The organism is Bacillus sp. PK3-067, from assembly GCF_056738645.1.
The window spans coordinates 4,677,882-4,699,642 of record NZ_CP096490.1; the positions used below are offsets into that span (position 1 = coordinate 4,677,882).

Annotated in this window: 25 protein-coding genes; 6 read left to right on the plus strand and 19 right to left on the minus strand. The window is 40.4% G+C overall.

The window, feature by feature from the left end:
• Positions 1 to 24: 24 nt before the first annotated feature.
• On the minus strand, positions 25 to 1,677 hold the full coding sequence (locus M1D73_RS24100; RefSeq protein ID WP_001284028.1) for a putative polysaccharide biosynthesis protein: 1,653 nt from the start codon (positions 1,675 to 1,677) through the stop codon (positions 25 to 27).
• Positions 1,678 to 1,971: 294 nt separating this feature from the next.
• On the opposite strand from M1D73_RS24100, the gene M1D73_RS24105 reads away from it, so the two are divergent.
• Entirely contained in the window at positions 1,972 to 3,243 is a 1,272-nt protein-coding gene (locus M1D73_RS24105; protein WP_000558859.1) for a BaiN/RdsA family NAD(P)/FAD-dependent oxidoreductase, read from the plus strand.
• 264 nt (positions 3,244 to 3,507) lie between these two features.
• Positions 3,508 to 4,947 (plus strand): MDR family MFS transporter, encoded by a 1,440-nt coding sequence (locus M1D73_RS24110; protein ID WP_001228021.1) that lies wholly within the window; start codon positions 3,508 to 3,510, stop codon positions 4,945 to 4,947.
• Positions 4,948 to 4,973: 26 nt separating this feature from the next.
• Here M1D73_RS24110 and M1D73_RS24115 read toward each other — a convergent pair whose 3' ends face one another.
• Together M1D73_RS24115 and M1D73_RS24120 are read right to left on the minus strand one after the other, a co-directional pair.
• The gene (locus tag M1D73_RS24115) at positions 4,974 to 5,297 is read right to left on the minus strand and encodes an ArsR/SmtB family transcription factor (protein WP_000098837.1); all 324 of its coding nucleotides are present in this window, start codon (positions 5,295 to 5,297) and stop codon (positions 4,974 to 4,976) included.
• The gene (locus M1D73_RS24120) at positions 5,298 to 5,729 is read right to left on the minus strand and encodes an SRPBCC family protein (protein ID WP_000437627.1); all 432 of its coding nucleotides are present in this window, start codon (positions 5,727 to 5,729) and stop codon (positions 5,298 to 5,300) included.
• 422 nt (positions 5,730 to 6,151) lie between these two features.
• Here M1D73_RS24120 and M1D73_RS24125 point away from each other — a divergent pair, with 422 nt between their 5' ends.
• A complete protein-coding gene (locus tag M1D73_RS24125; protein WP_000498989.1) occupies positions 6,152 to 6,379 on the plus strand; it encodes a DUF3973 domain-containing protein in 228 nt (75 codons plus the stop codon).
• Positions 6,380 to 6,413: 34 nt separating this feature from the next.
• On the opposite strand, the gene M1D73_RS24130 is transcribed toward M1D73_RS24125, so the two are convergent.
• Both M1D73_RS24130 and M1D73_RS24135 read right to left on the minus strand, forming a co-directional pair.
• The gene (locus tag M1D73_RS24130; protein WP_000621751.1) at positions 6,414 to 6,596 is read right to left on the minus strand and encodes a sporulation protein Cse60; all 183 of its coding nucleotides are present in this window, start codon (positions 6,594 to 6,596) and stop codon (positions 6,414 to 6,416) included.
• Position 6,597: 1 nt separating this feature from the next.
• Positions 6,598 to 6,834, minus strand: coding sequence for a DUF2553 family protein (locus M1D73_RS24135; RefSeq protein WP_000533806.1), 237 nt, complete (start codon positions 6,832 to 6,834; stop codon positions 6,598 to 6,600).
• 252 nt (positions 6,835 to 7,086) lie between these two features.
• On the opposite strand from M1D73_RS24135, the gene M1D73_RS24140 reads away from it, so the two are divergent.
• Positions 7,087 to 7,581: a CarD family transcriptional regulator gene (locus M1D73_RS24140; RefSeq protein WP_000451443.1), complete on the plus strand. Its 495-nt coding sequence runs from the start codon at positions 7,087 to 7,089 to the stop codon at positions 7,579 to 7,581.
• 72 nt (positions 7,582 to 7,653) lie between these two features.
• Here the strand turns inward: M1D73_RS24140 and M1D73_RS24145 are convergent, their stop codons facing one another.
• The 7 genes from M1D73_RS24145 to moeA form a co-directional block, all read right to left on the minus strand.
• Positions 7,654 to 8,439: a glucose 1-dehydrogenase gene (locus M1D73_RS24145; protein WP_000286674.1), complete on the minus strand. Its 786-nt coding sequence runs from the start codon at positions 8,437 to 8,439 to the stop codon at positions 7,654 to 7,656.
• 13 nt (positions 8,440 to 8,452) lie between these two features.
• The gene (gene glcU, locus M1D73_RS24150; protein WP_000350861.1) at positions 8,453 to 9,310 is read right to left on the minus strand and encodes a glucose uptake protein GlcU; all 858 of its coding nucleotides are present in this window, start codon (positions 9,308 to 9,310) and stop codon (positions 8,453 to 8,455) included.
• 35 nt (positions 9,311 to 9,345) lie between these two features.
• A complete protein-coding gene (locus M1D73_RS24155; RefSeq protein ID WP_000717685.1) occupies positions 9,346 to 9,765 on the minus strand; it encodes a DUF3888 domain-containing protein in 420 nt (139 codons plus the stop codon).
• A 93-nt stretch (positions 9,766 to 9,858) separates the two neighbouring features.
• Positions 9,859 to 10,092, minus strand: coding sequence for a molybdopterin converting factor subunit 1 (gene moaD, locus M1D73_RS24160; protein WP_000621778.1), 234 nt, complete (start codon positions 10,090 to 10,092; stop codon positions 9,859 to 9,861).
• A 2-nt stretch (positions 10,093 to 10,094) separates the two neighbouring features.
• Positions 10,095 to 10,559, minus strand: a complete 465-nt coding sequence (moaE, locus tag M1D73_RS24165) for a molybdopterin synthase catalytic subunit MoaE (RefSeq protein ID WP_000185942.1) — start codon at positions 10,557 to 10,559, stop codon at positions 10,095 to 10,097.
• Positions 10,556 to 11,071, minus strand: a complete 516-nt coding sequence (gene mobB / locus M1D73_RS24170) for a molybdopterin-guanine dinucleotide biosynthesis protein B (protein WP_000503323.1) — start codon at positions 11,069 to 11,071, stop codon at positions 10,556 to 10,558. Before mobB ends, moaE begins: the two co-directional genes overlap by 4 nt.
• Entirely contained in the window at positions 11,041 to 12,330 is a 1,290-nt protein-coding gene (gene moeA, locus M1D73_RS24175; RefSeq protein WP_000229690.1) for a molybdopterin molybdotransferase MoeA, read from the minus strand. Before moeA ends, mobB begins: the two co-directional genes overlap by 31 nt.
• A gap of 83 nt (positions 12,331 to 12,413) precedes the next feature.
• Between moeA and moaC the strand changes: the two genes are divergently transcribed.
• Entirely contained in the window at positions 12,414 to 12,899 is a 486-nt protein-coding gene (gene moaC / locus M1D73_RS24180; protein WP_000094159.1) for a cyclic pyranopterin monophosphate synthase MoaC, read from the plus strand.
• Positions 12,900 to 12,936: 37 nt separating this feature from the next.
• Here moaC and M1D73_RS24185 read toward each other — a convergent pair whose 3' ends face one another.
• From M1D73_RS24185 to M1D73_RS24210, 6 genes are all read right to left on the minus strand, one after another.
• On the minus strand, positions 12,937 to 13,950 hold the full coding sequence (locus M1D73_RS24185; protein ID WP_001158098.1) for a molybdopterin-synthase adenylyltransferase MoeB: 1,014 nt from the start codon (positions 13,948 to 13,950) through the stop codon (positions 12,937 to 12,939).
• Between the two features lie 16 nt (positions 13,951 to 13,966).
• On the minus strand, positions 13,967 to 14,980 hold the full coding sequence (moaA, locus tag M1D73_RS24190) for a GTP 3',8-cyclase MoaA (protein ID WP_001157119.1): 1,014 nt from the start codon (positions 14,978 to 14,980) through the stop codon (positions 13,967 to 13,969).
• A gap of 199 nt (positions 14,981 to 15,179) precedes the next feature.
• Complete coding sequence (locus tag M1D73_RS24195; RefSeq protein ID WP_481157973.1) at positions 15,180 to 19,100, minus strand: BclA-related collagen-like exosporium protein; 3,921 nt, start codon at positions 19,098 to 19,100, stop codon at positions 15,180 to 15,182.
• Positions 19,101 to 19,216: 116 nt separating this feature from the next.
• Positions 19,217 to 19,540 (minus strand): hypothetical protein, encoded by a 324-nt coding sequence (locus M1D73_RS24200; RefSeq protein WP_001110855.1) that lies wholly within the window; start codon positions 19,538 to 19,540, stop codon positions 19,217 to 19,219.
• Between the two features lie 20 nt (positions 19,541 to 19,560).
• A complete protein-coding gene (locus M1D73_RS24205; protein ID WP_000512468.1) occupies positions 19,561 to 19,785 on the minus strand; it encodes a spore germination protein in 225 nt (74 codons plus the stop codon).
• A 77-nt stretch (positions 19,786 to 19,862) separates the two neighbouring features.
• Positions 19,863 to 20,168 (minus strand): rhodanese-like domain-containing protein, encoded by a 306-nt coding sequence (locus M1D73_RS24210; RefSeq protein WP_000141207.1) that lies wholly within the window; start codon positions 20,166 to 20,168, stop codon positions 19,863 to 19,865.
• A gap of 197 nt (positions 20,169 to 20,365) precedes the next feature.
• Between M1D73_RS24210 and M1D73_RS24215 the strand changes: the two genes are divergently transcribed.
• A complete protein-coding gene (locus M1D73_RS24215) occupies positions 20,366 to 20,548 on the plus strand; it encodes a hypothetical protein (protein ID WP_000175905.1) in 183 nt (60 codons plus the stop codon).
• Between the two features lie 49 nt (positions 20,549 to 20,597).
• On the opposite strand, the gene M1D73_RS24220 is transcribed toward M1D73_RS24215, so the two are convergent.
• Positions 20,598 to 21,722, minus strand: coding sequence for a homoserine O-acetyltransferase family protein (locus M1D73_RS24220; RefSeq protein WP_121868482.1), 1,125 nt, complete (start codon positions 21,720 to 21,722; stop codon positions 20,598 to 20,600).
• Positions 21,723 to 21,761 lie beyond the last annotated feature (39 nt).

Genomic DNA, 21,761 nt, shown 5'->3' on the forward strand with positions numbered 1-21,761 from the left:
TTTATCATAGAAAAGGGGACGTAATTACGCCCCTCTTGATTTCAACTTTATTTTAAATCTACTACCAAGTTTACGTTGAATTTTATCTAATGCTTCTCCACCAAATACTCTTTCAAGTACTCCTGTGCGAATTGCTAACAATCCGTAAACAAGACCGCCAATACCTGCACAAATCGCAACTGTTATAAGAGCACCAATACGGCCATCAGGCGAAATCATGAAGGATAGAATCCATTGTGATAGTTTTACAGCAACGACCATTATAAGTGTCAGTACTGCAATTTGGAATGTTCTTTTATATACAACACCGAATGAATAGTGTGCGTATTTTTTAATTTGTTGATTTGTGTACCAAACAGAAGCTAAGAAACCAACTGCTGTCGCTAGAATTGCTCCTACTGTACCGAAATAACGAATAAAGATTACGTTACATACAAATTTCAAAATAACGCCCATTATAAGCGCAATAATCGCATGCTTCTGCTGGTTAATACCTTGCAGGATTGCTGCTGTTACTGTAAATAAAGCGAATAACAACGCAACTGGTGCATACCACATTAATACTTGTCCACCTAGTGGATCTGAATCGTAAAACGCAGTATAAATTGGATATGCAAGTGAAGAAATACCGACAACTGCTGGCAATGTTAAAAACATATTTGCCTGGAATGTTTGTGTAATTTGTAATTTCAAATAGCGGTATTGTTTTTCAGTAAATGATTTTGTGATTGCTGGTACAAGCGTTAAACTAAACGCTGTTGCAAGTGATACAGGAATCATAATTAACTTATGCGTCCACATTGTGAAAATACCGAGAGCTCGCTCTGCGATATCACCTTGACCAATCGCCTGCATAATTGAGTTAAATGTCAATGTATCAATTTGTTGATATAAAGGAATTGTTAACCCAATTACAACGTAAGGAATCGCATATGCAAATAACTCTTTAAACAATTGAACGGTGCTTACTGTTGATTCTGGTACAGTTTGTTCAATTAAATATTGATCCAAATATTTTTTACGTTTTAGCCAGTACCAAATTAACACACCGAGTGCTCCAACCGCTGAAACGAACGCAGCAAATGTCGCTACTCCAACTGCTGTTGCAACTGTACCGCCAAGTACTTTAATAACGATAAAACTACCTGCTAATAAAAAGACGATACGAATAATTTGTTCAATAATTTGTGAAACGGTAGTTGGTCCCATAGACTGGTGACCTTGGAAATAACCACGAATTAAACTCGCTGCTGGTACAACAATAAGCGCGAAACTTACAAGACGAATGATCGTCGTAACTTCTCCTACATTATTGTGTATACTTTGTTTACCAAGCATCGCTTCTGCAAACAATGGCGCCGTCATGTACAGTACTAGGAACGAAAGAACTCCTGTTACTATCATCATAACCATTCCCGAGCGGAACATTCTCCGGCTCGTTTTATAATCGCCAAGCGCATTATATTTGGAAACAAATTTTGAAACAGCAAGTGGCACACCTGCCGTTGCGATACTTAAAAAGATCGTATATGGAATGTATCCATATGTATAGAGCGTTCCGCCTTCTGTTCCTACTAATGCATGAAACGGAAAGACGTAAATCATGCCTAAGAACTTTACTAAAAATGTCCCTAGCGTAACAATAAGCGTTCCGCGCAGAAATTTCGAATCGGACATACAAAAATCCTCCTACATCTACATAAAGTGAAACTATAATTAGTTGGAGACTTCTCTCCTACTCCTTATTAGTTGAACCATTCGAGCATTTACAGGCTAACAGACTCCCTATTTACTTCTCCTAAATCTTGAGGTTTTAGTCTTATCGCCTACAAATGGCAGGATAGTGCTGAACTCTAACTTTTGTATTGTACCACAATTCTCTCATTAAGCAGTACTTCACTCTATTTTTCTTTTAAGGGAAAACATGCTATTCTTTTAGGCAGGAAATGTAGAAAATGAGGTCGATATATTATGCATTATGATGTTATTGTCATCGGCGGCGGTCCTTCTGGGCTAATGGCTGCAATTGGTGCTGCAGAAGAAGGCGCAAATGTCTTACTTCTTGATAAAGGAAATAAACTTGGGCGTAAACTTGCAATTTCTGGTGGCGGACGCTGTAACGTAACGAACCGTCTACCACTTGATGAAATTGTTAAACATATACCAGGAAACGGTCGCTTCTTATACAGCGCTTTTTCTATTTTTAATAATGAAGATATTATTACATTCTTCGAAAATCTCGGTGTTAAATTGAAAGAAGAAGACCACGGTCGCATGTTCCCTGTGTCAAACAAAGCACAATCTGTTGTAGACGCACTTTTAACACGATTAAAAGACTTAGGTGTAAAAATTCGTACAAATACGCCTGTTGAAACGATTGAATATGAAAATGGTCAAACAAAAGCAGTTATACTGCAAACAGGCGAAGTGTTAGAAACAAATCACGTCGTTATCGCTGTTGGCGGAAAATCAGTTCCTCAAACTGGATCTACTGGAGACGGATATGCTTGGGCTGAAAAAGCGGGTCATACAATCACAGAATTATTCCCAACAGAAGTACCTATCCTTTCAAACGAGCCGTTTATACGTGACCGCTCATTACAAGGTCTTGCTTTACGTGATATAAACTTAAGTGTATTAAACCCGAAAGGAAAAGCTATCATTTCTCACAAAATGGACATGCTCTTCACTCATTTCGGCCTATCTGGACCTGCTGCTCTTCGCTGTAGCCAATTCGTCGTGAAAGCACTGAAAAAGTTTAAAACGAATACAATACAAATGAGTATTGATGCATTGCCAGAGGAAAATAGTGAGCAACTATTTCAGCGCATGCTGAAACAAATGAAAGAAGATCCGAAAAAAGGAATTAAAAACGTTTTAAAAGGTTATGTCCCTGAACGTTACTTCCTATTCTTATTAGAAAAAAATGAAATTGACGGCAGCGAACAAGCTGGACAAGTTTCTCACGAAAAGATTCGTGCACTTGTGAAAGACTTTAAAGAGTTTACTGTGAATGTAAATGGTACGCAGTCAATTGAAAAAGCATTCGTTACTGGCGGCGGTGTATCCGTGAAAGAAATTAATCCGAAAGAAATGTCTTCTAAATTTACGAACGGCTTATATTTCTGCGGAGAAGTTCTTGATATTCATGGTTATACTGGTGGCTATAATATTACATCAGCCCTTGTTACTGGTAGAATTGCCGGAACGACAGCTGGAGAAAACGCGAAAATGCAGTATTAAAAAAAGAAACAGGGATTCCTGTTTCTTTTTTTATAGGCACATGAAATTATATGAGCGATTCCACAAATATATCAGCGATTCCGCAACTTATATCGGCTATTTTCCAAATTTATCAGCGATTCTGCAACTTATATCGACTTACCGACAAGAAACGACAAATATAGGCTCCACTTAACTTCCCATTGCTTTTTTGTTGCTTTATATACCTTAGTACCTTTATATTTTATATTGTTGAATATTTAAAAAAGGGTAAGGGGAAAACAAATGAGAAAAAAAGTCATGATGTCTTTAATGTTAATGACGTTTCTTTCTGCGGTAGAAGGAACGATTGTTAGTACAGCAATCCCTCGTATAACGAGTGATTTGTCAGGCGTCGAACTTGTTAGTTGGGTATATGCAATTTATATGCTTGCAACAGCTGTTTCGACTCCAATATACGGAAAGCTCGCTGATTTATTTGGCCGTAAAAAAGTTTTACTGATCGGAGCTACAATCTTTTTAGTCGGTTCTGCACTTTGCGGAGTCGTTACATCGATGGAACAATTAATCTTCTTCCGCGCGCTTCAAGGTATCGGTGCTGGTGCTGTTATGCCAATCACAATGACGATTATTGGAGACTTATATAGCGAAGCGAAAGACCGCGCGAAAGCACAAGGTTGGATGAGTGCCGTTTGGGGTGTATCCGGTGTTATCGGACCGTTAGTAGGTGGATTTTTAGTTGATTCCCTTTCTTGGCGTTATATTTTCTTCCTAAACGTTCCATTCGGAATTATCGCTTGCTTAATGATTGCAATTTACTACAAAGAATCTATTAAACCTGCTAAGCATCATATCGATTATCTTGGTGCAACAGTCTTCTCATTAAGTACAATCGCTCTACTATATGCATTATTAACAGGTAGCAGTAAGCAAAACTGGGGAGACATGACAATTATCGGCCTATTAATCTTTGCCGCTATTTCATTTATTATTTTCTTATTCATCGAGAAGAAATCTCCGGAACCATTAATTCCGCTAGCACTTTTCTCTAACCGTACATTATCTACGATAAATATATTAACTCTTATTGCTGGCGCAATGATTATTAGTATTACAATGTACCTTCCAATTTGGAGCCAAGGTGTATTAGGGAAAAACGCTACAGAAGCTGGACTTATTTTAATGCCAATTCCTGTTATGTGGACATTTGGCGCTATTTTCTCTGGTAACTTAGTAGGCAAATTAAAAACGAAACAAATCATTTTACTTGGAGCTAGCATTTTATCAGTCGCTACGTTCTTATTATTTACACTATCAACAAATTCACCATCGTTCCTTATTTATGTAGCAGTCGGATTATTCGGCTTAGGAATGGGGCTTGTGACACCGATTTACATGGTAACAATTCAAGCAGCTGTACCAGCTCATACACGCGGAACAGCTGTTGGTTTAAACACATTTATTAATACATTTAGTCAAACGTTAGGTGCTGCAATATTCGGTACAATCTTCAATACGATGATTCACGCACGTGGTATTAAAAACCTTGATCTTGTATCTGGCGGACACGGCGGTACTACAGCAAACGTAGTAACCGAATCGCAATCTGCATTAGCATCAAGCGTACACGTCATTTATATGAGCACTTTCGTATTAGCAGTATTTACATTAATTATCGCTTGGCTCTTATTAAAGCCAGCTACACAAACAAGTGAGCAACAATAAAAGGATGACCATTTTGGTCATCCTTTTTATTCTTCATTCTCCACAATATGTTTCAGCATGGATAATTTATTATCCCAAAAACGTTCATAATACGAGAGCCATTGTTGTAATTCTTCTAATGGTTCTGGATGCAAACGATATATCTTCTCTCTTCCGCTTTTTCTTCCACTTACTAAATTCGCTTCTGAAAGAATATGAAGGTGCTTTACAACCGCAGTACGACTCATCGGAAAATGATCCGTTATTTTGGAAATCGGTAACTCTTTGTCACTTAATAACCGTATTACTTCTCGGCGGGTTGGATCAGCAATTGCTTGAAATACATCATATTTCGCTGCTGACGAGGACACTTAGCCTTCGACAACCTTTTTCAGTTTTTCATTTACAATCGCTACCCAACCACCGCTCATTCTATCGCGAATAATAGAGCTCTTCGCATTTGCTTTCGGAAGAATTTCATCAGGATGTTTCCAGCCGCCGTGAATTAACGTAAATTCTGTTTTGTTATCTCCTAAGTCTTTCAAATCAAATGAAACAACCCAGCCATCTGTATCCCATGAGAAAGATAAATGGTTTGGTTCATCAATTTCTAATACTTTACATGGTGATGGCCCAAATGGTGATTGCACATGAAATTCATGTCCTACCTCTAATACAAAATCATTTGGCATAAACCATGACGCAATCCCTTCTGCAGTTGATACTACACTCCATACCTTTTGAATAGACGCGTTAAAAACGATTGTTTGTTTAATATCATTTAATGTATCTTGTTGTTCCATTTTCATTCTCCTTTACTCGGCGTTACAACATAACACCTTTTGGTTATACTTTGATAATATAACACCTTTTAGTTTCATGTCAACGCTAATTCTTTTACTGTTGAGAAATTCTCAACATTTTTTCAACAGGACAAACACCCTCTTAGCATTTCCTCATAATATACTCACAAAGGCAATACAAAATAAAAACTTCTCTCAACATGAAACTCCATCATTCATATTGAAAGAAGCGCCTTACTTATATCATGCGTACTTCGTCTCTCCTCCTTCCCTCAAGGGACAATACGCGAGATATGACAAATCAGAAGGAATATGCCCACCATTTGAGTAGGTAGTTATTTCTCTTCTCCTCAACATTTCCTTAGGAGCGAAATGACTACCGACTCACTTTTTTCAAACAAAATAAAAAGGGGTTGAACGCTATGTTCTATTGCATTAACTGCTCTGATATTCACCATGAAAAACATCCAAATGATAAAGTATTCAAAAACGGTTTTTATATTGATCCATTTTTAGGTGATCGTTATCACCTTGGTATGTGTAAAGATGCCCAAAACCATGAAACAGGGGAGCCTCTTTTAACGACAAAGAAATTAGGCACAACCCAATCTATTATGAACGTATTACCGACACATGTTGTCCCAACATAAAACATAAAAAAGAGCTGGGTGAGCCAGCTCTTTTTTATGCTTTATAAACGATCATTGCTGAAAAACAATAAATTTGGTTTTCATCGTCGTTAATAGAAACACCAACTTGATACTTAATATCTACAAAGTTGCTATCATCAATCTTTTTCAAAAACACATTCACAGCGTCTTCTAAGTCTTTTTCGTGACTTTCATCAAATACTTTCACACGAATCATGTTAACACCGTCCTAGATCGCAGCCCTCGGCCGCTTGATTATTGCCACGGTGCGTATCTATGATGCGATAAAACTTTCCATTCTCATATATATATCCGTCTTCTAACACATATTCTTTATCTTCAGTATAGACATAAAACTTACCTATCATAAATTTACTCGTATATAATTCCAAATAATTTTGTCTAAATTTAGCTACAACTTTATTTGTAATATCAATTTTTATTGTGCGCCCCACCTTCTCTCCCTCCTTTGCAAAGAACGGATTTAGGTATATTGTATTAGCGCTTTTACATTTTATGCTTAAAAATAAGTGGATATGCCTTCTTTCTTCACCTGTACTATTTTTCTAAAAAAATCACGATAAATAAGGTCCAAAAAAAACATAAAAAAGCACTTTATCTTATTGACTCGAATATAAATATTATGTTATTATATAAAATTTGACATTTTTACATACGTATGCTATCATTAAAAGTGGTTACCACATATGGAGGTGGATGATTTGTTTCAAATTGGTGATAAAATCGTTTATCCAATGCACGGTGCAGGAATCATCGAAGCAATTGAAGAGAAAGAAATATTAGGTACTTCACGTCAATATTGTGTGATACGCATCATTAGTAAAGATATGCAAGTAATGCTTCCGATGGATCAATTAAAAAAATCAGGTATTCGTTATATCGTTGATCGAGGTACGTTAGATGATATACTTCTTGAATTTCAAAACGGGGAGTCAGACCCATCACTCTCATGGAAACAAAGATATACAATGAATATGGAAAAAATGAAAAACGGCAATTTACAAGATAGCGCAGAAGTTGTTCGGGATTTACTTCGCCGCAATAAAGAGCGAACTTTAAATGCGAGTGAAAAACAAATGCTAGATAACGCCCGAAAAATGATGATCAGTGAAGTTGCACTCGTACAAAATGTTTCTGAACATCAAGCAACAGAATTTCTTCAAGATACAATTAATCACTAAATTTAAAATAGCTGGCCGCTATTTTTTTTTGTAAAAAAAGGACGAAGAGTTTTATCTCTTCGTCCTTTTTTATTACCCACGCCCAGCTTGAAACGATGGATATAACGTCATTCCACCATCTGCAAATAGCGTAATGCCCGTTACATAACTCGCCTCTGAAGAAGCGAGCCAAGTTGCTACTGCTGCAATTTCTTCAGGGTTTCCAATATAGCCCATCGGTATCATACTTTCTACGTCAGCACGTTTTTTAGGATCAGCAAACTTTTCTGCATTAATCGGCGTATTAATTGCACCTGGTCCAATATTATTTACTCGAATACCTTTTGGCGCATATTCTAGCGCTAACGTTTCTGTCATCAGTTTAATACCACCCTTACTCGCTGCATAGTGCACAAATAGTGGCCACGGAATTTTCTCATGAACACTAGACATATTAATGACAGAACCTTTAATATCATGTTCTACAAAATATTTAATCGCTTCACGACTTCCTAAAAAAGCACCTGTTAAATTTGTATTAATTACCCTATTCCAATCTTCAAGCGGCATTTCATGCGACGGTACCGCGTTTTCTATCCCTGCATTATTAATCATAACGTCAAGCGTACCAAACTCTTTCACAGCAGATTGAATGAGATTCACAACATCTGATTCGACGGTTACATCACCTTTTACAGCAATCGCTTCGCCGCCTACCTTTTTAATTTCTTCTAACACATCATTCGCTTCTGATTCTCGTGAGCGATAATTAATAACCACTTTCGCTTTTTCCTTAGCAAACCTCACTCCCATCGCTCTTCCAAGACCAGTTGCTGATCCTGTAATAACGACAACTTTCCCTGCTAAATCACTATACATTTCCATACCTCCTTTAACTTTTGGCTATACCTAACATAATTCCGGCTGCGATAATAAAAACGATACCGACAACGATACCCGTTAATTGACGTTTCGTTTTCTTTTCCCCTAATATAAGGATCCCACCAAGCGTGGAAATAATAATTCCCATTTGCGATAGCGAGAAACTTGTTGCGACTCCAACACGCGGCTGCGAAATGAATAAAAACATATTTCCAGCTGCCCAAATTAATCCTGGAATAATATTTCGGATTGCATATTTATTAAATGGATGATGTTTAAAGGTAAGCAAAATCCCACCTAACACCATACCAACTGCTTGTGGCAACAAAGCTGACCAACCATCTACGTTAAATAGTCTAATCACTACTACGTAAACTAAATAGCCGACTGTTGAAATTAATAAAATTACGATACCTCTTTTAAAGTTTGCTGCTTGCTCTGCATTCTTTTCTTCTTCACTTTGAAGCGATGTTAAAATAACACCGATAATAATACAAACGAGCGCTAAAATCCCAAGGACGACCGATATTGTCGTGGACCATTCATGAAATACGATAACGCCAAATAAAGTCGTCGCGACTAATTGAAGTCCTGTTGAAATTGGCATCGTCCTCGAAACACCCATTAAATCAATACTTTTCAATTGATTTGCCTGACCAAGCGCCCAAAATAAACCTGACACAACTCCAACTCCGATAACGGTAGGTGTTAATACTGGCTTCATAAAAATATAAACAACAATTGAGAAAATAAGTGCTCCAAACGTTGTTCCGAGCGTTTGACTATACGGTCCCCCGCCCAGTTTTACGTTAAATAGCACAATACTTCCCCAAAATATAGCTGGTAAAATCGCTAAAAATATATCCATCACTCATTACCTTTCTTTACTAAATGCATAGGTTATCACTCTAAGTCATTAGAGTGAGCTTTTATTTTTTCTTTTTCCCTTTGACAAACTTTTTCTGCAATAGCGTCAGAAACATTCTTTTCTCGCTCCACTTTCTTTATCTTTACGTGATCTAAATGGTCTTCCAAAGTAAGCGTAACTTTATCGTTCGGGGGATTATGCGCTCCTTGAAATGTAAGAAATTGTAGCTTCACTTCATACCTAGGAACAAATTCATCTTTCTTGCCGAGACGCTTTATATTTATAACTGAAGCACATTCATATTGATCTTCTGTCACTTGTCTAATAACTGAATAGTACCTATTTGATAATGCACTCTCTAAAAGCTGTTCTCTTGATTCTTTCGCGAAAGAATCACTTGGAGAAGAGAAAAAAGACGCACATAGCATTGTCATAACTACACATATTTTTTTCATAATTCCCTCCTTGTTCTATAGATTAGTGTTCTCAAAACTGCCATAAAAAAACGACTTTCCCTATATAGGAAAGTCGTTTTAATGAATCCAATATTAACCACCGCTCACTGGTGGGATTAGTGCAACAACATCACCAGATTGGACCCTGTCATCTTCATTTGCATATTCTTCATTAATCGCAACCATAATTGGCTCTGAAACTGGTACATTATATTCGTTCGCAACAACATCTTTTAACTGTGCAACCGTAATATTTTCTTTCTCTATTTGTAATTCACTTGTCCCTGCTTCTTCTTGCAAGTGCGCAAATAACAATACTCGAATCATACTTATAGCTCCTTCCCAGGCTCTCCCGCCGGATATGGTGTTTTTTCTAATTGATCACCAATCCATGAGTCACCATCTTCCCAAAACTCCTTTTTCCAAATCGGAACAATTTGTTTTATGCGTTCCATAATATATTCGTTCGCTTCATAAGCCGCTTTACGGTGTGGTGTTGAAACAGCAACAACAACCGCTATATCAGAAATTTGCAACGTACCGATGCGATGTGTAATCGCAACGTGTGTACCTGGCCATTTCTCTTTCACTTCTAATCCGATTTTCTCTAGCATCTTTTCTGCCATCGTTTTATAAGCGACATATTCTAAGTATAATGTACGACGCCCTTTCGTAAACTCTCTAACCGTTCCAATAAATGTTGTAACAGCACCGCATTCACGTCGAATTACTTTCTTCGTTACCTCTTCAATCGAGATTTCTGTATCAATTACTTCATAATATGTATTTGTCATTTCGCACTCCTAACCGTTTGTAAAAACCAGTCTATGTACAACTCTTCTTCTGTTATATGAAATACTTTATATTCTTCTCGTATATTTACTGGGACATCATACCACGTAATAACCGCCACTATATTTTCTACTTTATGTAAAAGCTCAGCATCTTCCGCAGAACGAAGTAACACTACTTTCGGGTAGTTCTCTTTTTTATAGCCCTCTATTAAAATTGTATCCACTTTAAAAAACTCATATAAGCAAATAATTTCTTGCAAGGACCATTTCTTTCTTAGTGAAGAAAGTGAAAGTAATCCAGCACCTTCTACACTACTTACGACAGCACCAGCTTTACGGTGTCTTTCGCTATCTTTTTGCGCTACTTCTGGAAAACCTCCGTGCCCGTGATGTTTAATTGTAGCAACTTTCATTTCGCTTTCGGCTAATGCATGCACAATTTTCTCTACAAGTGTCGTTTTTCCGCTATTTTGATACCCTACTATTTGTAAGATTGAAGGGGCTTCGCCCATGGCCACTCACATCCCTCAGAGTGCTCTAACAATAATACGGATACTTTCATTCCGGTCTCAAATCCTCTCGTTCCTCCGGGTAACACGATAAAAGCATTCGCATCTGCAAGTGAAGATACCGCACTCGATTTATCTAAACCAACCGGCATCGCTTGTAACGCCCCATCCACAATTGTTACGTTCGCTCTTACGAAACGAGTAAATGGATTTGGCTTCGGAAAATCTTTTTGTAAAATAGCATCCGCTCTATATACGTGAGGTTCCTTCGCATACAAATACGTTTTTATAATTGGATGCACAAATAATTCAAAGCCTACATAACAAGCAGACGGATTTCCTGATAAACCAAAGAGTAACTTTCCATCAACTTCAGCTACTGTCGTTACACTTCCGGGCCTCATGGCTATCTTATTAAAGAGTACATTTGCCTGTAATCTTTCATAAATAGCTGGTAAGTAGTCATAATCTCCTACTGATACACCGCCTGTTGTAATTAAAATGTCGACCTCATCCATCGCTGATTGAACAGCTGTAAAACATGCATCTAACTCATCCGCGAGTTGACCATAATAACGAACTTTCCCGCCAGCTTTCATAATTTGAGCTGCGATCATATACGAGTTACTATTTCTAATTTTCCCCGGTTCTAACGGCTCATGTACTTCTAATAATTCACTTCCTGTCGTTACAATACCGACAACAGGCTGTTTTACAACTTTCACCGTGCTATATCCAAACGTTGCTAGTAAGGCCGCAACACCTGGATTAATTGCAACACCTTTCTTAACGAGAACTTGATTTTGTTTTATATCTTCTCCTTTAAACGACACATTGTCACCGTTATTAAAAGGGCGTTTTAACTTCATATATGTTTTCCCGTTCTTCTCAAACCCTTCTGTCAGCTCTAGCATTACGACTGCATTGCAATCTTCTGGAATAGCTGCTCCTGTCATAATGCGAATTGCTTCAAAAGCTCCTACTTCCTCTAAAAAAACGGAACCCGCCCCGATTTCTCCTATTACTTCAAATTCAACTGGATTCTCTTGAGTTGCTTCTTTCGTATCTTCTGCTCGAATGGCGAAACCATCGTAAGGGGAACGATCAAAATGAGGAACGTCATGATCTGAGACAACATCTTCCCCGAGAATTCTCCCGTAACTTTCCGTAATAGAAATTTCTTCTACTTCACCATGCTTCGCATATTTCATTACCCGTTCTACTGCCTCAGCAACTTGAATTGGAATTCGTTTTTCTACCATCGTTTCTCACCTCATATTTGCAATTTTTTTTATCTCGATTAAACTTTATATATTCAATAGAAATTACTTCAAGGAGGAATTCCATGTCTTCATTTACACATTTCAATGACCAAGGACGCGCAAAAATGGTTGATATAAGCGAAAAAAAAGCAACCGTTCGAACAGCAATTGCGTGCTCTAGCATTGTCGTTACGAAAGAAATTTACGATAAAATCTCTCACAATGAAATTGGGAAAGGTGACGTATTAGCAGTTGCGCAAATCGCAGGCATTATGGCCGCGAAACGTACTTCTGATATTATCCCAATGTGCCACCCTTTATTATTAAAAGGTGTTGACGTTTCTTTCGATTGGAAACAATCAGAAGAACAATATCGTTTACTCATTGAAGTAAAAGTTAAAACAGAAGGTAGCACCGGTGTTGAAATGGAAGCTTTAACAGCTGCTTCCGCTACCGCTCTTACTGTGTATGATATGTGTAAAGCTGTCGATAAAGGTATGATTATCGGTGAAACGTACTTACTTGAAAAAACAGGTGGAAAAAGTGGAGATTATACGAGAAATTCATAATCCTCTCTCCGTTGAGCCTAAAGGGTTTCCTTTAGGTTCAACCTATATATCTTGCATATAAACTTTTCGCTACATTCATATCATTCGTCCCATGAATGAACGCCCTGCCATCTGTAAATAAAACAAAACGATATTCTTCTACCGGAAATGATAATAAATAAGGTGTCGCCTTTATCTCTACGCTTCTTTGTAAGCGTTTTTTAATTTCTTCTAAATTAAAATTCTTCCGCACACCCGGGCGAATTTGTACTGTATTCCGCCCACATAACACTTCTGTTTTCGTTTGTCCTTCAAATGTTAAACTCGGATATGTACGTAACCTTCCGCAAGATAAACAAGTATCTTTTTTCTGCCTATTCACTTTAAATGCCATCTGTTGATTATTCCAAAGATCAAACGATAACATCGTTTCACGAAGCGCACCAAAGTCTTCTACTAATATTTTCAGCGCTTCCGTAATTTGATGCGCAACTACTAATTGTACTGCCGGTTGTATAATACCAGCTGTGTCACATGTTGCACCGCTCGCTGGATGCTCCATTAAACAGCGAAAACACGGTGTTTTCCCTGGTAAAATTGTATACGTTACTCCGTAGCTTCCGACACACCCACCATATATCCACGGAATATTATACTTTTGTGAAATATCATTAATAAGAAGACGCGTTTCAAAATTATCTGTCGCATCTAATATTAAATCTACATCATTCACTAATTCTTCCATTTCTTGCACCGTTACATCCGTCACAACCGGATTTATTTCCACCTCAGAATTAATCGCTTTTAAATGTTCTGCAGCCGCTATCGCCTTCGGTTTATACTGCTTTGCATCTTCTTCTGTATATAGTTGTTGTCTTTGTAAATTACTCCATTCTACATAATCACGATCAGCAATCGTTACTTTTCCAACACCTGCTCTAACAATCGCTTCTGCATTTGCCGCACCGAGAGCACCAGCACCAATAATAAGCACATGCTTCTCTCTTATTTTTCTCTGTCCTTCTTCTCCAACACCAGAAAATAATATTTGTCTTGAATATCGCTCCTGCATGCGATAGCCCCCTTTCTTATCCTCCTATATAAGACATTTCGATTTTCGGACGATTTTTTGCACTTTCTTCTGTTCGTTCATCCGAATACCTATCTTTTCTATTCATCCATACATCTTGTATAACACTTAATAACTCCTCATCCGAAAGATTTCCTCTAAGAAGTTCTCTTACATCCAAACCCTCTGTCGCAAATAAGCACGTATAAAACTTTCCATCTGCCGAAATTCTCGCCCTCGTACAAGAGACACAAAATGACTCAGAAACAGATGTAATAAAACCAACTTCAACATTTGTTCCAACGTACCGATATCGCTTCGCAACTTCACCAAAGTAATGCGCTTCAGCTGGCTCAAGTGGATCCATCTTATGAATCATCTCAATCAATTCTCGTTTTGTAACGACTTGATCAAAATTCCACCCATTTGTACTACCAACATCCATAAACTCAATAAACCGAAGCGTGATTCCTTGCTCTTTAAAATACGCAGCCATCGGAAGTACTTGATGATCGTTCATCCCTTTTTTCACAACCATATTTACCTTTACTTCCAGCCCCGCCTCTTTAGCTGCTATAATTCCCTTAATTACCGGTTTCGTATTAATATTTCGACCATTAATATTCTTAAATATGTCGTCATCTATTGCATCTAAACTAACATTCACTCTATGTAATCCAGCTTCTTTTAATGCCTTCGCTTGTTTCGTTAAATGTACGGCATTTGTCGTTAACCCTATATCTATTAGCCCATCAATTTTCACAAGACGTGCAATAAGTTTTGTTAAATCTTTACGAAGTAGTGGCTCACCGCCAGTAATTCTAATTTTTCGTACACCAATGTTAACAAATAATTTTGCCAAACGCTCAATTTCATCAAAAGTTAGTAAAAACTCATCTTTCAAAAAAGCATAATCTGACCCAAATATTTCCGCTGGCATACAATATGTACATCTAAAATTGCAACGATCAATGACAGATATACGTAAATCTTGAAGTGGGCGTCCAAAAAAATCTTTAACCATCTCCTGCATCGCCACCCTCCCTTTCTGCCAAATTTCTTTCTTTTCATTCTATTATAATATATTTTCGAACTGCGATGTTTTTGCTCAAGAGAATAATGTGAAACTTTAAATAATTAGAGGGGATCCACTCCCCTGGTTAACGAGGTTTACTTACAAATACAAAGATAAAAAAACCTTGAAACATAAAATTTTCAAGGTTTTCTGCTTATTAACTTAATCTAATAATAGTTAGGGTAGCCCCTGGCGTTGCTGTAGATAATGTAGCTACTGCAACTACTCCAAATAACTGTAAGCTAACAGCGGCTCCAGCAGGCAAGTTAGCGATTATTGTTGCACTAAATGAACCAGTAGCCACTGTCGGGGCATTTATCGTTCCCGCAAGCGGACTGCCATTTACAGTTATACGAGAACTTACAAGTAAACCTGCCGTTAAATTAATTGTATAGGCTATATAATAGTTTCCTGCATTCGCAACTGTAAATACAGTATTTCCACCACTAACGGTTATTCCTGGGCCAATATTTTGATTGTTCGGTAACGGTACGTTCGTACCCCCTAATAAAACGGAAATAGCGGTTCCTGATGTATTATTCGCAAACGCATACGTTGCAGTTGTACTAACTCCAGTCGCCCCGGTCGCTCCAGTGGCTCCAGCTCCGGTTGGACCTGTATCTCCAGTTGGACCTTGTGAACCGGTTGCTCCTGTAGCCCCCGTTGGACCTTGGATTCCTTGCGGGCCTTGAATTCCTTGGGGACCTTGAATCCCTTGTGGACCTGTCGCTCCGGTTGCTCCTGTAGCTCCCGTTGGACCTTGAATTCCTTGCGGGCCTTGAATTCCTTGTGGGCCTTGAATTCCTTGTGGACCTGTCGCTCCGGTTGCTCCTGTAACTCCCGTTGGACCTTGAATTCCTTGCGGGCCTTGAATTCCTTGGGGACCTTGAATCCCTTGTGGACCTGTCGCTCCATTTGCTCCTGTAGCTCCCGTTGGACCTTGAATTCCTTGCGGGCCTTGAATTCCTTGTGGGCCTTGTGGGCCGGTCGGACCTATCTCTCCTTGCGGACCTTGGATTCCCTGTGGGCCTTGTGCCCCGGTTGCCCCTGTCGCTCCTTGGATTCCTTGAGGACCTTGTGGACCTTGAATTCCTTGGGAGCCGGTTGGACCTATGTCGCCTTGTGGGCCTTGAATTCCTTGGGGACCTTGTGCTCCGGTTGCCCCCGTTACTCCTTGGATTCCTTGGGGACCTTGAATACCCTGTGGACCGGTTGGACCTATCTCTCCTTGAACACCTTGGATTCCTTGCGGGCCCTGTAAACCCGTCACTCCGGTTGCTCCCGTTGCTCCTGTTGCTCCTGTCACTCCAGTTGAGCCTGTCGCCCCGGTATCTCCTGTTACTCCTGTCGCACCTGTTGCTCCTGTCGGGCCAGGTGGTCCACCTGATGGACCTGTCACTCCTGCCGGACCTGATGGCCCCGTTGGGCCGGTCGGTCCTGCTGGTCCTCCTGACGGGCCAGTCACCCCTGTTGGACCGGTTACTCCTGTTGGACCGGTAGTTCCTTCTCCCGTCGCTCCGGTTGCCCCCGTATCTCCTGTTGCTCCCGTCGGACCTTGCACTCCTTGAATTCCTTGTGGTCCTTGCACTCCTTGTGCACCTGTTGCTCCTTGAATCCCTTGTATTCCCTGCACTCCTTGTGCGCCCATCGGACCTGTTGGACCAATCGCCCCTTGTATTCCTTGCACTCCTTGGGGCCCCTCTGGACCGGTTGCTCCTATTTCCCCTTGTATCCCTTGAATTCCAGTTGCTCCTTGTGCTCCAGTTGCTCCCGTTATCCCTTGCACACCTTGTATTCCCTGTATTCCTTGTGGACCTTGTGGGCCGGTTGCTCCTTGCACTCCTTGAATGCCTTGTATTCCCTGAGGACCCTCTGGACCCGTTGCTCCAACTGGCCCTTGAACACCTTGTATTCCTTGCGGGCCCTGCAGTCCCTCTGGGCCTTCTGGGCCGGTTGGACCTATCTCTCCTTGTATCCCTTGGATTCCAGTTGGACCTTGTGACCCAGTCGGACCTATGTCACCTTGCGGACCTTGGATTCCCTGTGGGCCTTGTGCTCCTGTTCCCCCTGTCGCTCCTTGGATTCCTTGAGAACCTTGTGGGCCTTGAATTCCTTGTGGGCCAGTTGGACCTATGTCGCCTTGTGGGCCTTGAATCCCTTGCGGACCTTGATCTCCTGTGGCCCCCGTTACTCCTTGAATTCCTTGGGGACCTTGAACACCTTGTGGCCCTGTTGGACCTATCTCTCCCTGCACACCTTGGATTCCTTGCGGACCCTGTAAACCCGTCACTCCGGTTGCTCCCGTTTCTCCTGTCGCTCCTGTCACTCCAGTTGAGCCTGTCGCCCCAGTATCTCCTGTTACTCCTGTCGCACCTGTTGCTCCTGTCGGGCCAGGTGGTCCACCAGATGGACCAGTTACTCCCGCCGGACCTGATGGCCCCGTTGGGCCGGTCGGTCCTGCTGGTCCTCCAGACGGGCCTGTTACCCCTGTTGGACCAGTTACTCCTGTTGGGCCTGTAGTGCCTTCCCCTGTCGCACCTGTTGCCCCCGTCGGACCTTGGATTCCTTGAATTCCTTGTGGACCTTGCACTCCTTGTGCACCCGTCGCTCCTTGAATTCCTTGTACTCCTTGCACTCCTTGTGGCCCCATCGGACCGGTTGGACCAATCGCCCCTTGAGCACCTTGCACTCCTTGTGGCCCCTCTGGACCCGTTGCTCCTATTTCCCCTTGTATCCCTTGAATTCCAGTTGCTCCTTGTACTCCTGTTGCTCCCGTTATCCCTTGCACACCTTGTATTCCCTGAATTCCTTGTGGGCCTTGTGGGCCTGTTGCTCCTACCGGTCCTTGAATGCCTTGTATCCCCTGTGGACCCTCTGGACCCGTCGCTCCAACTGGCCCTGGCACACCTTGTATTCCTTGCGGGCCCTGCAGTCCCTCTGGGCCTTCTGGACCTGTTGGTCCTATATCACCCATCGGACCTTGTATCCCTTGAACTCCCTGTGGCCCTGTTTCTCCTGATGGCCCTGGTACTCCTTGTATACCTTGTGGACCTTGATCTCCTGTGGCCCCTGTTACCCCTTGTGGCCCTATAACCCCCTGTATACCTTGTGGACCTTGATCTCCTGTTGCTCCCGTTGCCCCTTGAATACCTTGAACTCCTTGTATTCCTTGTTCACCAGTTACTCCCGTCGGACCAGGAATACCTTGAATACCCTGCGAACCTTCTGGACCTGTTGGCCCAATTGGTCCTTGAATCCCTTGGATTCCTTGCAAGCCCTGTGCTCCCGTACTTCCAGTCGGACCTGTACTTCCCGTTGCTCCTGTTACCCCTGTACTTCCTGTAGCCCCAGTATTCCCCGTTGCTCCAGTCGCACCTGTACTTCCACTCGGTCCACCACCTGGACCTGTCGCACCAGTCGGCCCCGTCGGACCAGGAGGTCCTCCAGATGGTCCAGTTATTCCAGTTGGACCTGTTATTCCAGTCGGGCCTGTTATCCCCTGACCAGTTGCTCCAGTCGCTCCGGTTGCACCTGTATTTCCACTCGGTCCTGGTGTTCCTTGTATCCCTTGTGCTCCTTGTATTCCTTGTGGACCAGTTGCACCCGGTAACCCTTGGACGCCTTGAATTCCTTGAGATCCCTCAGGTCCCGTCGCTCCAATTGGCCCCTGTAATCCCTGTATCCCTTGTATACCTTGTGCCCCAGTCGCTCCCGTTGGACCAATCGGACCTTGTAGCCCTTGCACACCCCCCGGTCCTGTCGCTCCAGTTTCTCCTTGTGGTCCTCTCAATCCTTGTGGCCCCTGCTGTCCTTCTGGTCCAGTTGCACCTATTGGACCAACTGATCCTTGTATCCCTTGCACACCTTGAGGTCCTGTCGGGCCCCTCTCCCCCATCGGACCTTGTAATCCTCTTGGTCCTTGAGGTCCTGTTGGGCCTTGTGGACCGGTTGGACCAGTAATCCCTATACCTGTAAATCCAGTTGGAACAGGGGGGAAAGTAGGCCCAATAAGTTCTGGTGGAATTCTAAAATTAGAGCTTAACGAATTTTGCTTCCGATTATTATCACGATTCTTCACACTTTCACCACCTACAAACCGTCTTTTTCATAATAAATAAGCCTCTTCTTAATCTATTTACAAAAATAATTTCCAAGACTATTTTTATTTTAAATAATAAAAACTCCCTTAATTCCTTAAGGGAGTCCTGCAATTGAATCCATATTATCTGTATTAGGGACAGCTTGTGCTATACCCGATGTATTTACACTTTGCCCCATATTTGTTCCTGTTACAGTACCAGCAGGAGTGCCTCTTGTATATGTTGTCGTCACCGAATCACCTGGCTGTAAACAAAGCTTCGTCTCCGTCCCTATTACTGTAACAACATCAATCCAAGTGCACCCCATTGAACCACTATATGATTTCGAAGCAGTAAATGAAGTATCACTCAAATTATCACCGGTAAATATATTCCCAGTGTTATTCACAATAACAAATTCTTTTATATGAGCAGGCATAATTACACTCTACCTTTCCTCTATGAACCTAATGTACGTGTACTTGTTGCTAACGGCGGAAGAAACACTGATGTTCTAATGACTGCTTCTGGCTGTCTTTTCCCATTTAAAAAAATAGCCGCACTCGACCCTCCAGCACCTGCATATACTTTTGCTACAGCTAAAGGCGAGATATCATAACAGTCGCCGACATTAACAGCTCCTGTATTATTCATAATTTTTACTTTACGCAAATTAATCCCCATTTACCCCTCCTCCTTTTTATACTGTATGCAAAAGAAAAAAACTTGAAACAGACTCGTTTCAAGTTTTTAACTATTAACTATTTCGTTTCACCTTCATATTGAAGCATACCGCCAACCATATTCACTGTTTTAAATCCTTGCTCATTTAAATAATGACATACATTTTCACTGCGCATTCCTGAACGACAAATAAAGATATATTCATTCTCTTTATTAAAGAAATCTACTTTATGTGGGATATCGCCCATTTTAATATGTACAGCTTCTGGAATCTTTCCTGCCGCTACTTCTTCATCTTCTCTTACGTCTACTAAAAATAACGTTTCTCCATTTTCTAAACGCTCTTGTACCTCTTCTGTAGTAATTGTTTTAACTTCTGTCATATGTAGTTCCTCCTTATATACAATAAAACCTTTAGTTTCTTTTTCACAAACATTCTCTACCAATTTTAGCACGCAAAAGAAAGAACGCAAAGAATCGAAAAACTATTTCTCAATTTTCTCGCAAAACTTATTCTTTACAAACATAACTCTTGCATTGTATCCTCAATATACTTGTCTTATGAAAGGAGCCAATGAAAATGACACTTTCCCTTTTCATAATGGGCATCATTTTCTTAATCGCTGCAATTATTACTCTTAGTATGAAAAATACTAAAAAAATAAAATCACCCCAAGAAATGTCATTCTTATTTCTATTGCTTAGTATCGCATTCTTCGGTATAGCAATTGCCACATATATTTTCCGTCTACAAATCATGTAAAAAAAGGTGCCTACTACAAACATTGCACCTTTTCCCCATCATTTGTCTTCTAAACAAAACTAGATACTTTCCGATTTAAAAATTCATAAACTTTCTTTTCAAATAAATGAATATCAAATGCTCCCGCCATATGCCCATTTATACTTTCTATCTCATACACTTCCGCATACTTCCCTTGTTTTTGCAAAATATCTACCATTTTATAGTTGTAACGAGACGGCTGAAGCAAATCTTGTTTACATGGAATCATAAGTACATTCGCTTCTATGTTAGAAAGAGATTCTTCTAATGAAGAAAAACCATGTGCAATATCATGCAATAAAACTGCCTTTGCAGTATACATCCATGAATTTGCATCTACTAACTCTATACTTCTATATGTCGCTTTATTTATCTCTTTTTCAAATGATGTTAGTGTAGAAAACTTTTCATAAGGTTCTATCTCTATACTATTACGAGGAAATGCCATTTCATAAAAATGCTCATCAAACGCGTTCATAAACATCATTCTATTTGCTAAATGAAGCCCCTTTATCGGCTGCTCTTCTCCATATTTTCCACCTTTCCAACTTGGATCCAGTTGAATTGCTTCAATCGCATTTTGCGCTACGTTTACTGACGTAATAATTGGATTTTGTGGGTTCGTAATAACGCCAATCATCCGCTCTACCATATGTGGATAGTGAACCGCCCATTGTTGTGCAATCATTCCCCCTGCCGACGGTCCAATTACAGCGTGTAACCTTGAAATTCCCATACCTTTTATTAACTCATATTGCATACGAGCTACATCAAGAAATGTAAAAACCGGAAAATCCATAGCATATTCTTCTCCAGTTTCTGGATTAATCGATTTCGGTCCTGTTGTAATCACATATGGATTTCTCACCTGCACATTACAAAGATTATCTGTACATATAACAAAATACTTATTTGTATCAATTGCTTTTCCAGGTCCAATGAGCCCATCCCACCAACCAGACTCCTCATCATGCACTGTATATTTTCCTGCCGCATGACTTGTTGCACTAAAATAATGACAAACCAAAATCACATTTGACCTTTCTCTATTTAACGTACCATATGTCTCGTATCCCATTTGAACAGGAATTCCCCTGCCATTTTCAAACGTAAACCCTTTTAAAACAAACTTCTCCTTTTTTACAATTTGCACAGATTCTCCCTCTTCCCGTTATAGTATGAACTGCTTACT

Excerpts from the sequence above, each read along its gene's own strand:
- M1D73_RS24100 (WP_001284028.1), bottom strand. The coding sequence starts at position 1,677 with ATGTCCGATTCGAAATTTCTGCGCGGAACGCTTATTGTTACGCTAGGG.
- M1D73_RS24105 (WP_000558859.1), top strand. The coding sequence starts at position 1,972 with ATGCATTATGATGTTATTGTCATCGGCGGCGGTCCTTCTGGGCTAATG.
- M1D73_RS24110 (WP_001228021.1), top strand. The coding sequence starts at position 3,508 with ATGAGAAAAAAAGTCATGATGTCTTTAATGTTAATGACGTTTCTTTCT.
- M1D73_RS24120 (WP_000437627.1), bottom strand. The coding sequence starts at position 5,729 with ATGGAACAACAAGATACATTAAATGATATTAAACAAACAATCGTTTTT.
- M1D73_RS24125 (WP_000498989.1), top strand. The coding sequence starts at position 6,152 with ATGTTCTATTGCATTAACTGCTCTGATATTCACCATGAAAAACATCCA.
- M1D73_RS24130 (WP_000621751.1), bottom strand. The coding sequence starts at position 6,596 with ATGATTCGTGTGAAAGTATTTGATGAAAGTCACGAAAAAGACTTAGAA.
- M1D73_RS24140 (WP_000451443.1), top strand. The coding sequence starts at position 7,087 with ATGGAGGTGGATGATTTGTTTCAAATTGGTGATAAAATCGTTTATCCA.
- M1D73_RS24145 (WP_000286674.1), bottom strand. The coding sequence starts at position 8,439 with ATGTATAGTGATTTAGCAGGGAAAGTTGTCGTTATTACAGGATCAGCA.
- glcU (WP_000350861.1), bottom strand. The coding sequence starts at position 9,310 with ATGGATATATTTTTAGCGATTTTACCAGCTATATTTTGGGGAAGTATT.
- M1D73_RS24155 (WP_000717685.1), bottom strand. The coding sequence starts at position 9,765 with ATGAAAAAAATATGTGTAGTTATGACAATGCTATGTGCGTCTTTTTTC.
- moaD (WP_000621778.1), bottom strand. The coding sequence starts at position 10,092 with ATGATTCGAGTATTGTTATTTGCGCACTTGCAAGAAGAAGCAGGGACA.
- moaE (WP_000185942.1), bottom strand. The coding sequence starts at position 10,559 with ATGACAAATACATATTATGAAGTAATTGATACAGAAATCTCGATTGAA.
- mobB (WP_000503323.1), bottom strand. The coding sequence starts at position 11,071 with ATGGGCGAAGCCCCTTCAATCTTACAAATAGTAGGGTATCAAAATAGC.
- moeA (WP_000229690.1), bottom strand. The coding sequence starts at position 12,330 with ATGGTAGAAAAACGAATTCCAATTCAAGTTGCTGAGGCAGTAGAACGG.
- moaC (WP_000094159.1), top strand. The coding sequence starts at position 12,414 with ATGTCTTCATTTACACATTTCAATGACCAAGGACGCGCAAAAATGGTT.
- M1D73_RS24185 (WP_001158098.1), bottom strand. The coding sequence starts at position 13,950 with ATGCAGGAGCGATATTCAAGACAAATATTATTTTCTGGTGTTGGAGAA.
- moaA (WP_001157119.1), bottom strand. The coding sequence starts at position 14,980 with ATGCAGGAGATGGTTAAAGATTTTTTTGGACGCCCACTTCAAGATTTA.
- M1D73_RS24200 (WP_001110855.1), bottom strand. The coding sequence starts at position 19,540 with ATGCCTGCTCATATAAAAGAATTTGTTATTGTGAATAACACTGGGAAT.
- M1D73_RS24205 (WP_000512468.1), bottom strand. The coding sequence starts at position 19,785 with ATGGGGATTAATTTGCGTAAAGTAAAAATTATGAATAATACAGGAGCT.
- M1D73_RS24210 (WP_000141207.1), bottom strand. The coding sequence starts at position 20,168 with ATGACAGAAGTTAAAACAATTACTACAGAAGAGGTACAAGAGCGTTTA.
- M1D73_RS24215 (WP_000175905.1), top strand. The coding sequence starts at position 20,366 with ATGACACTTTCCCTTTTCATAATGGGCATCATTTTCTTAATCGCTGCA.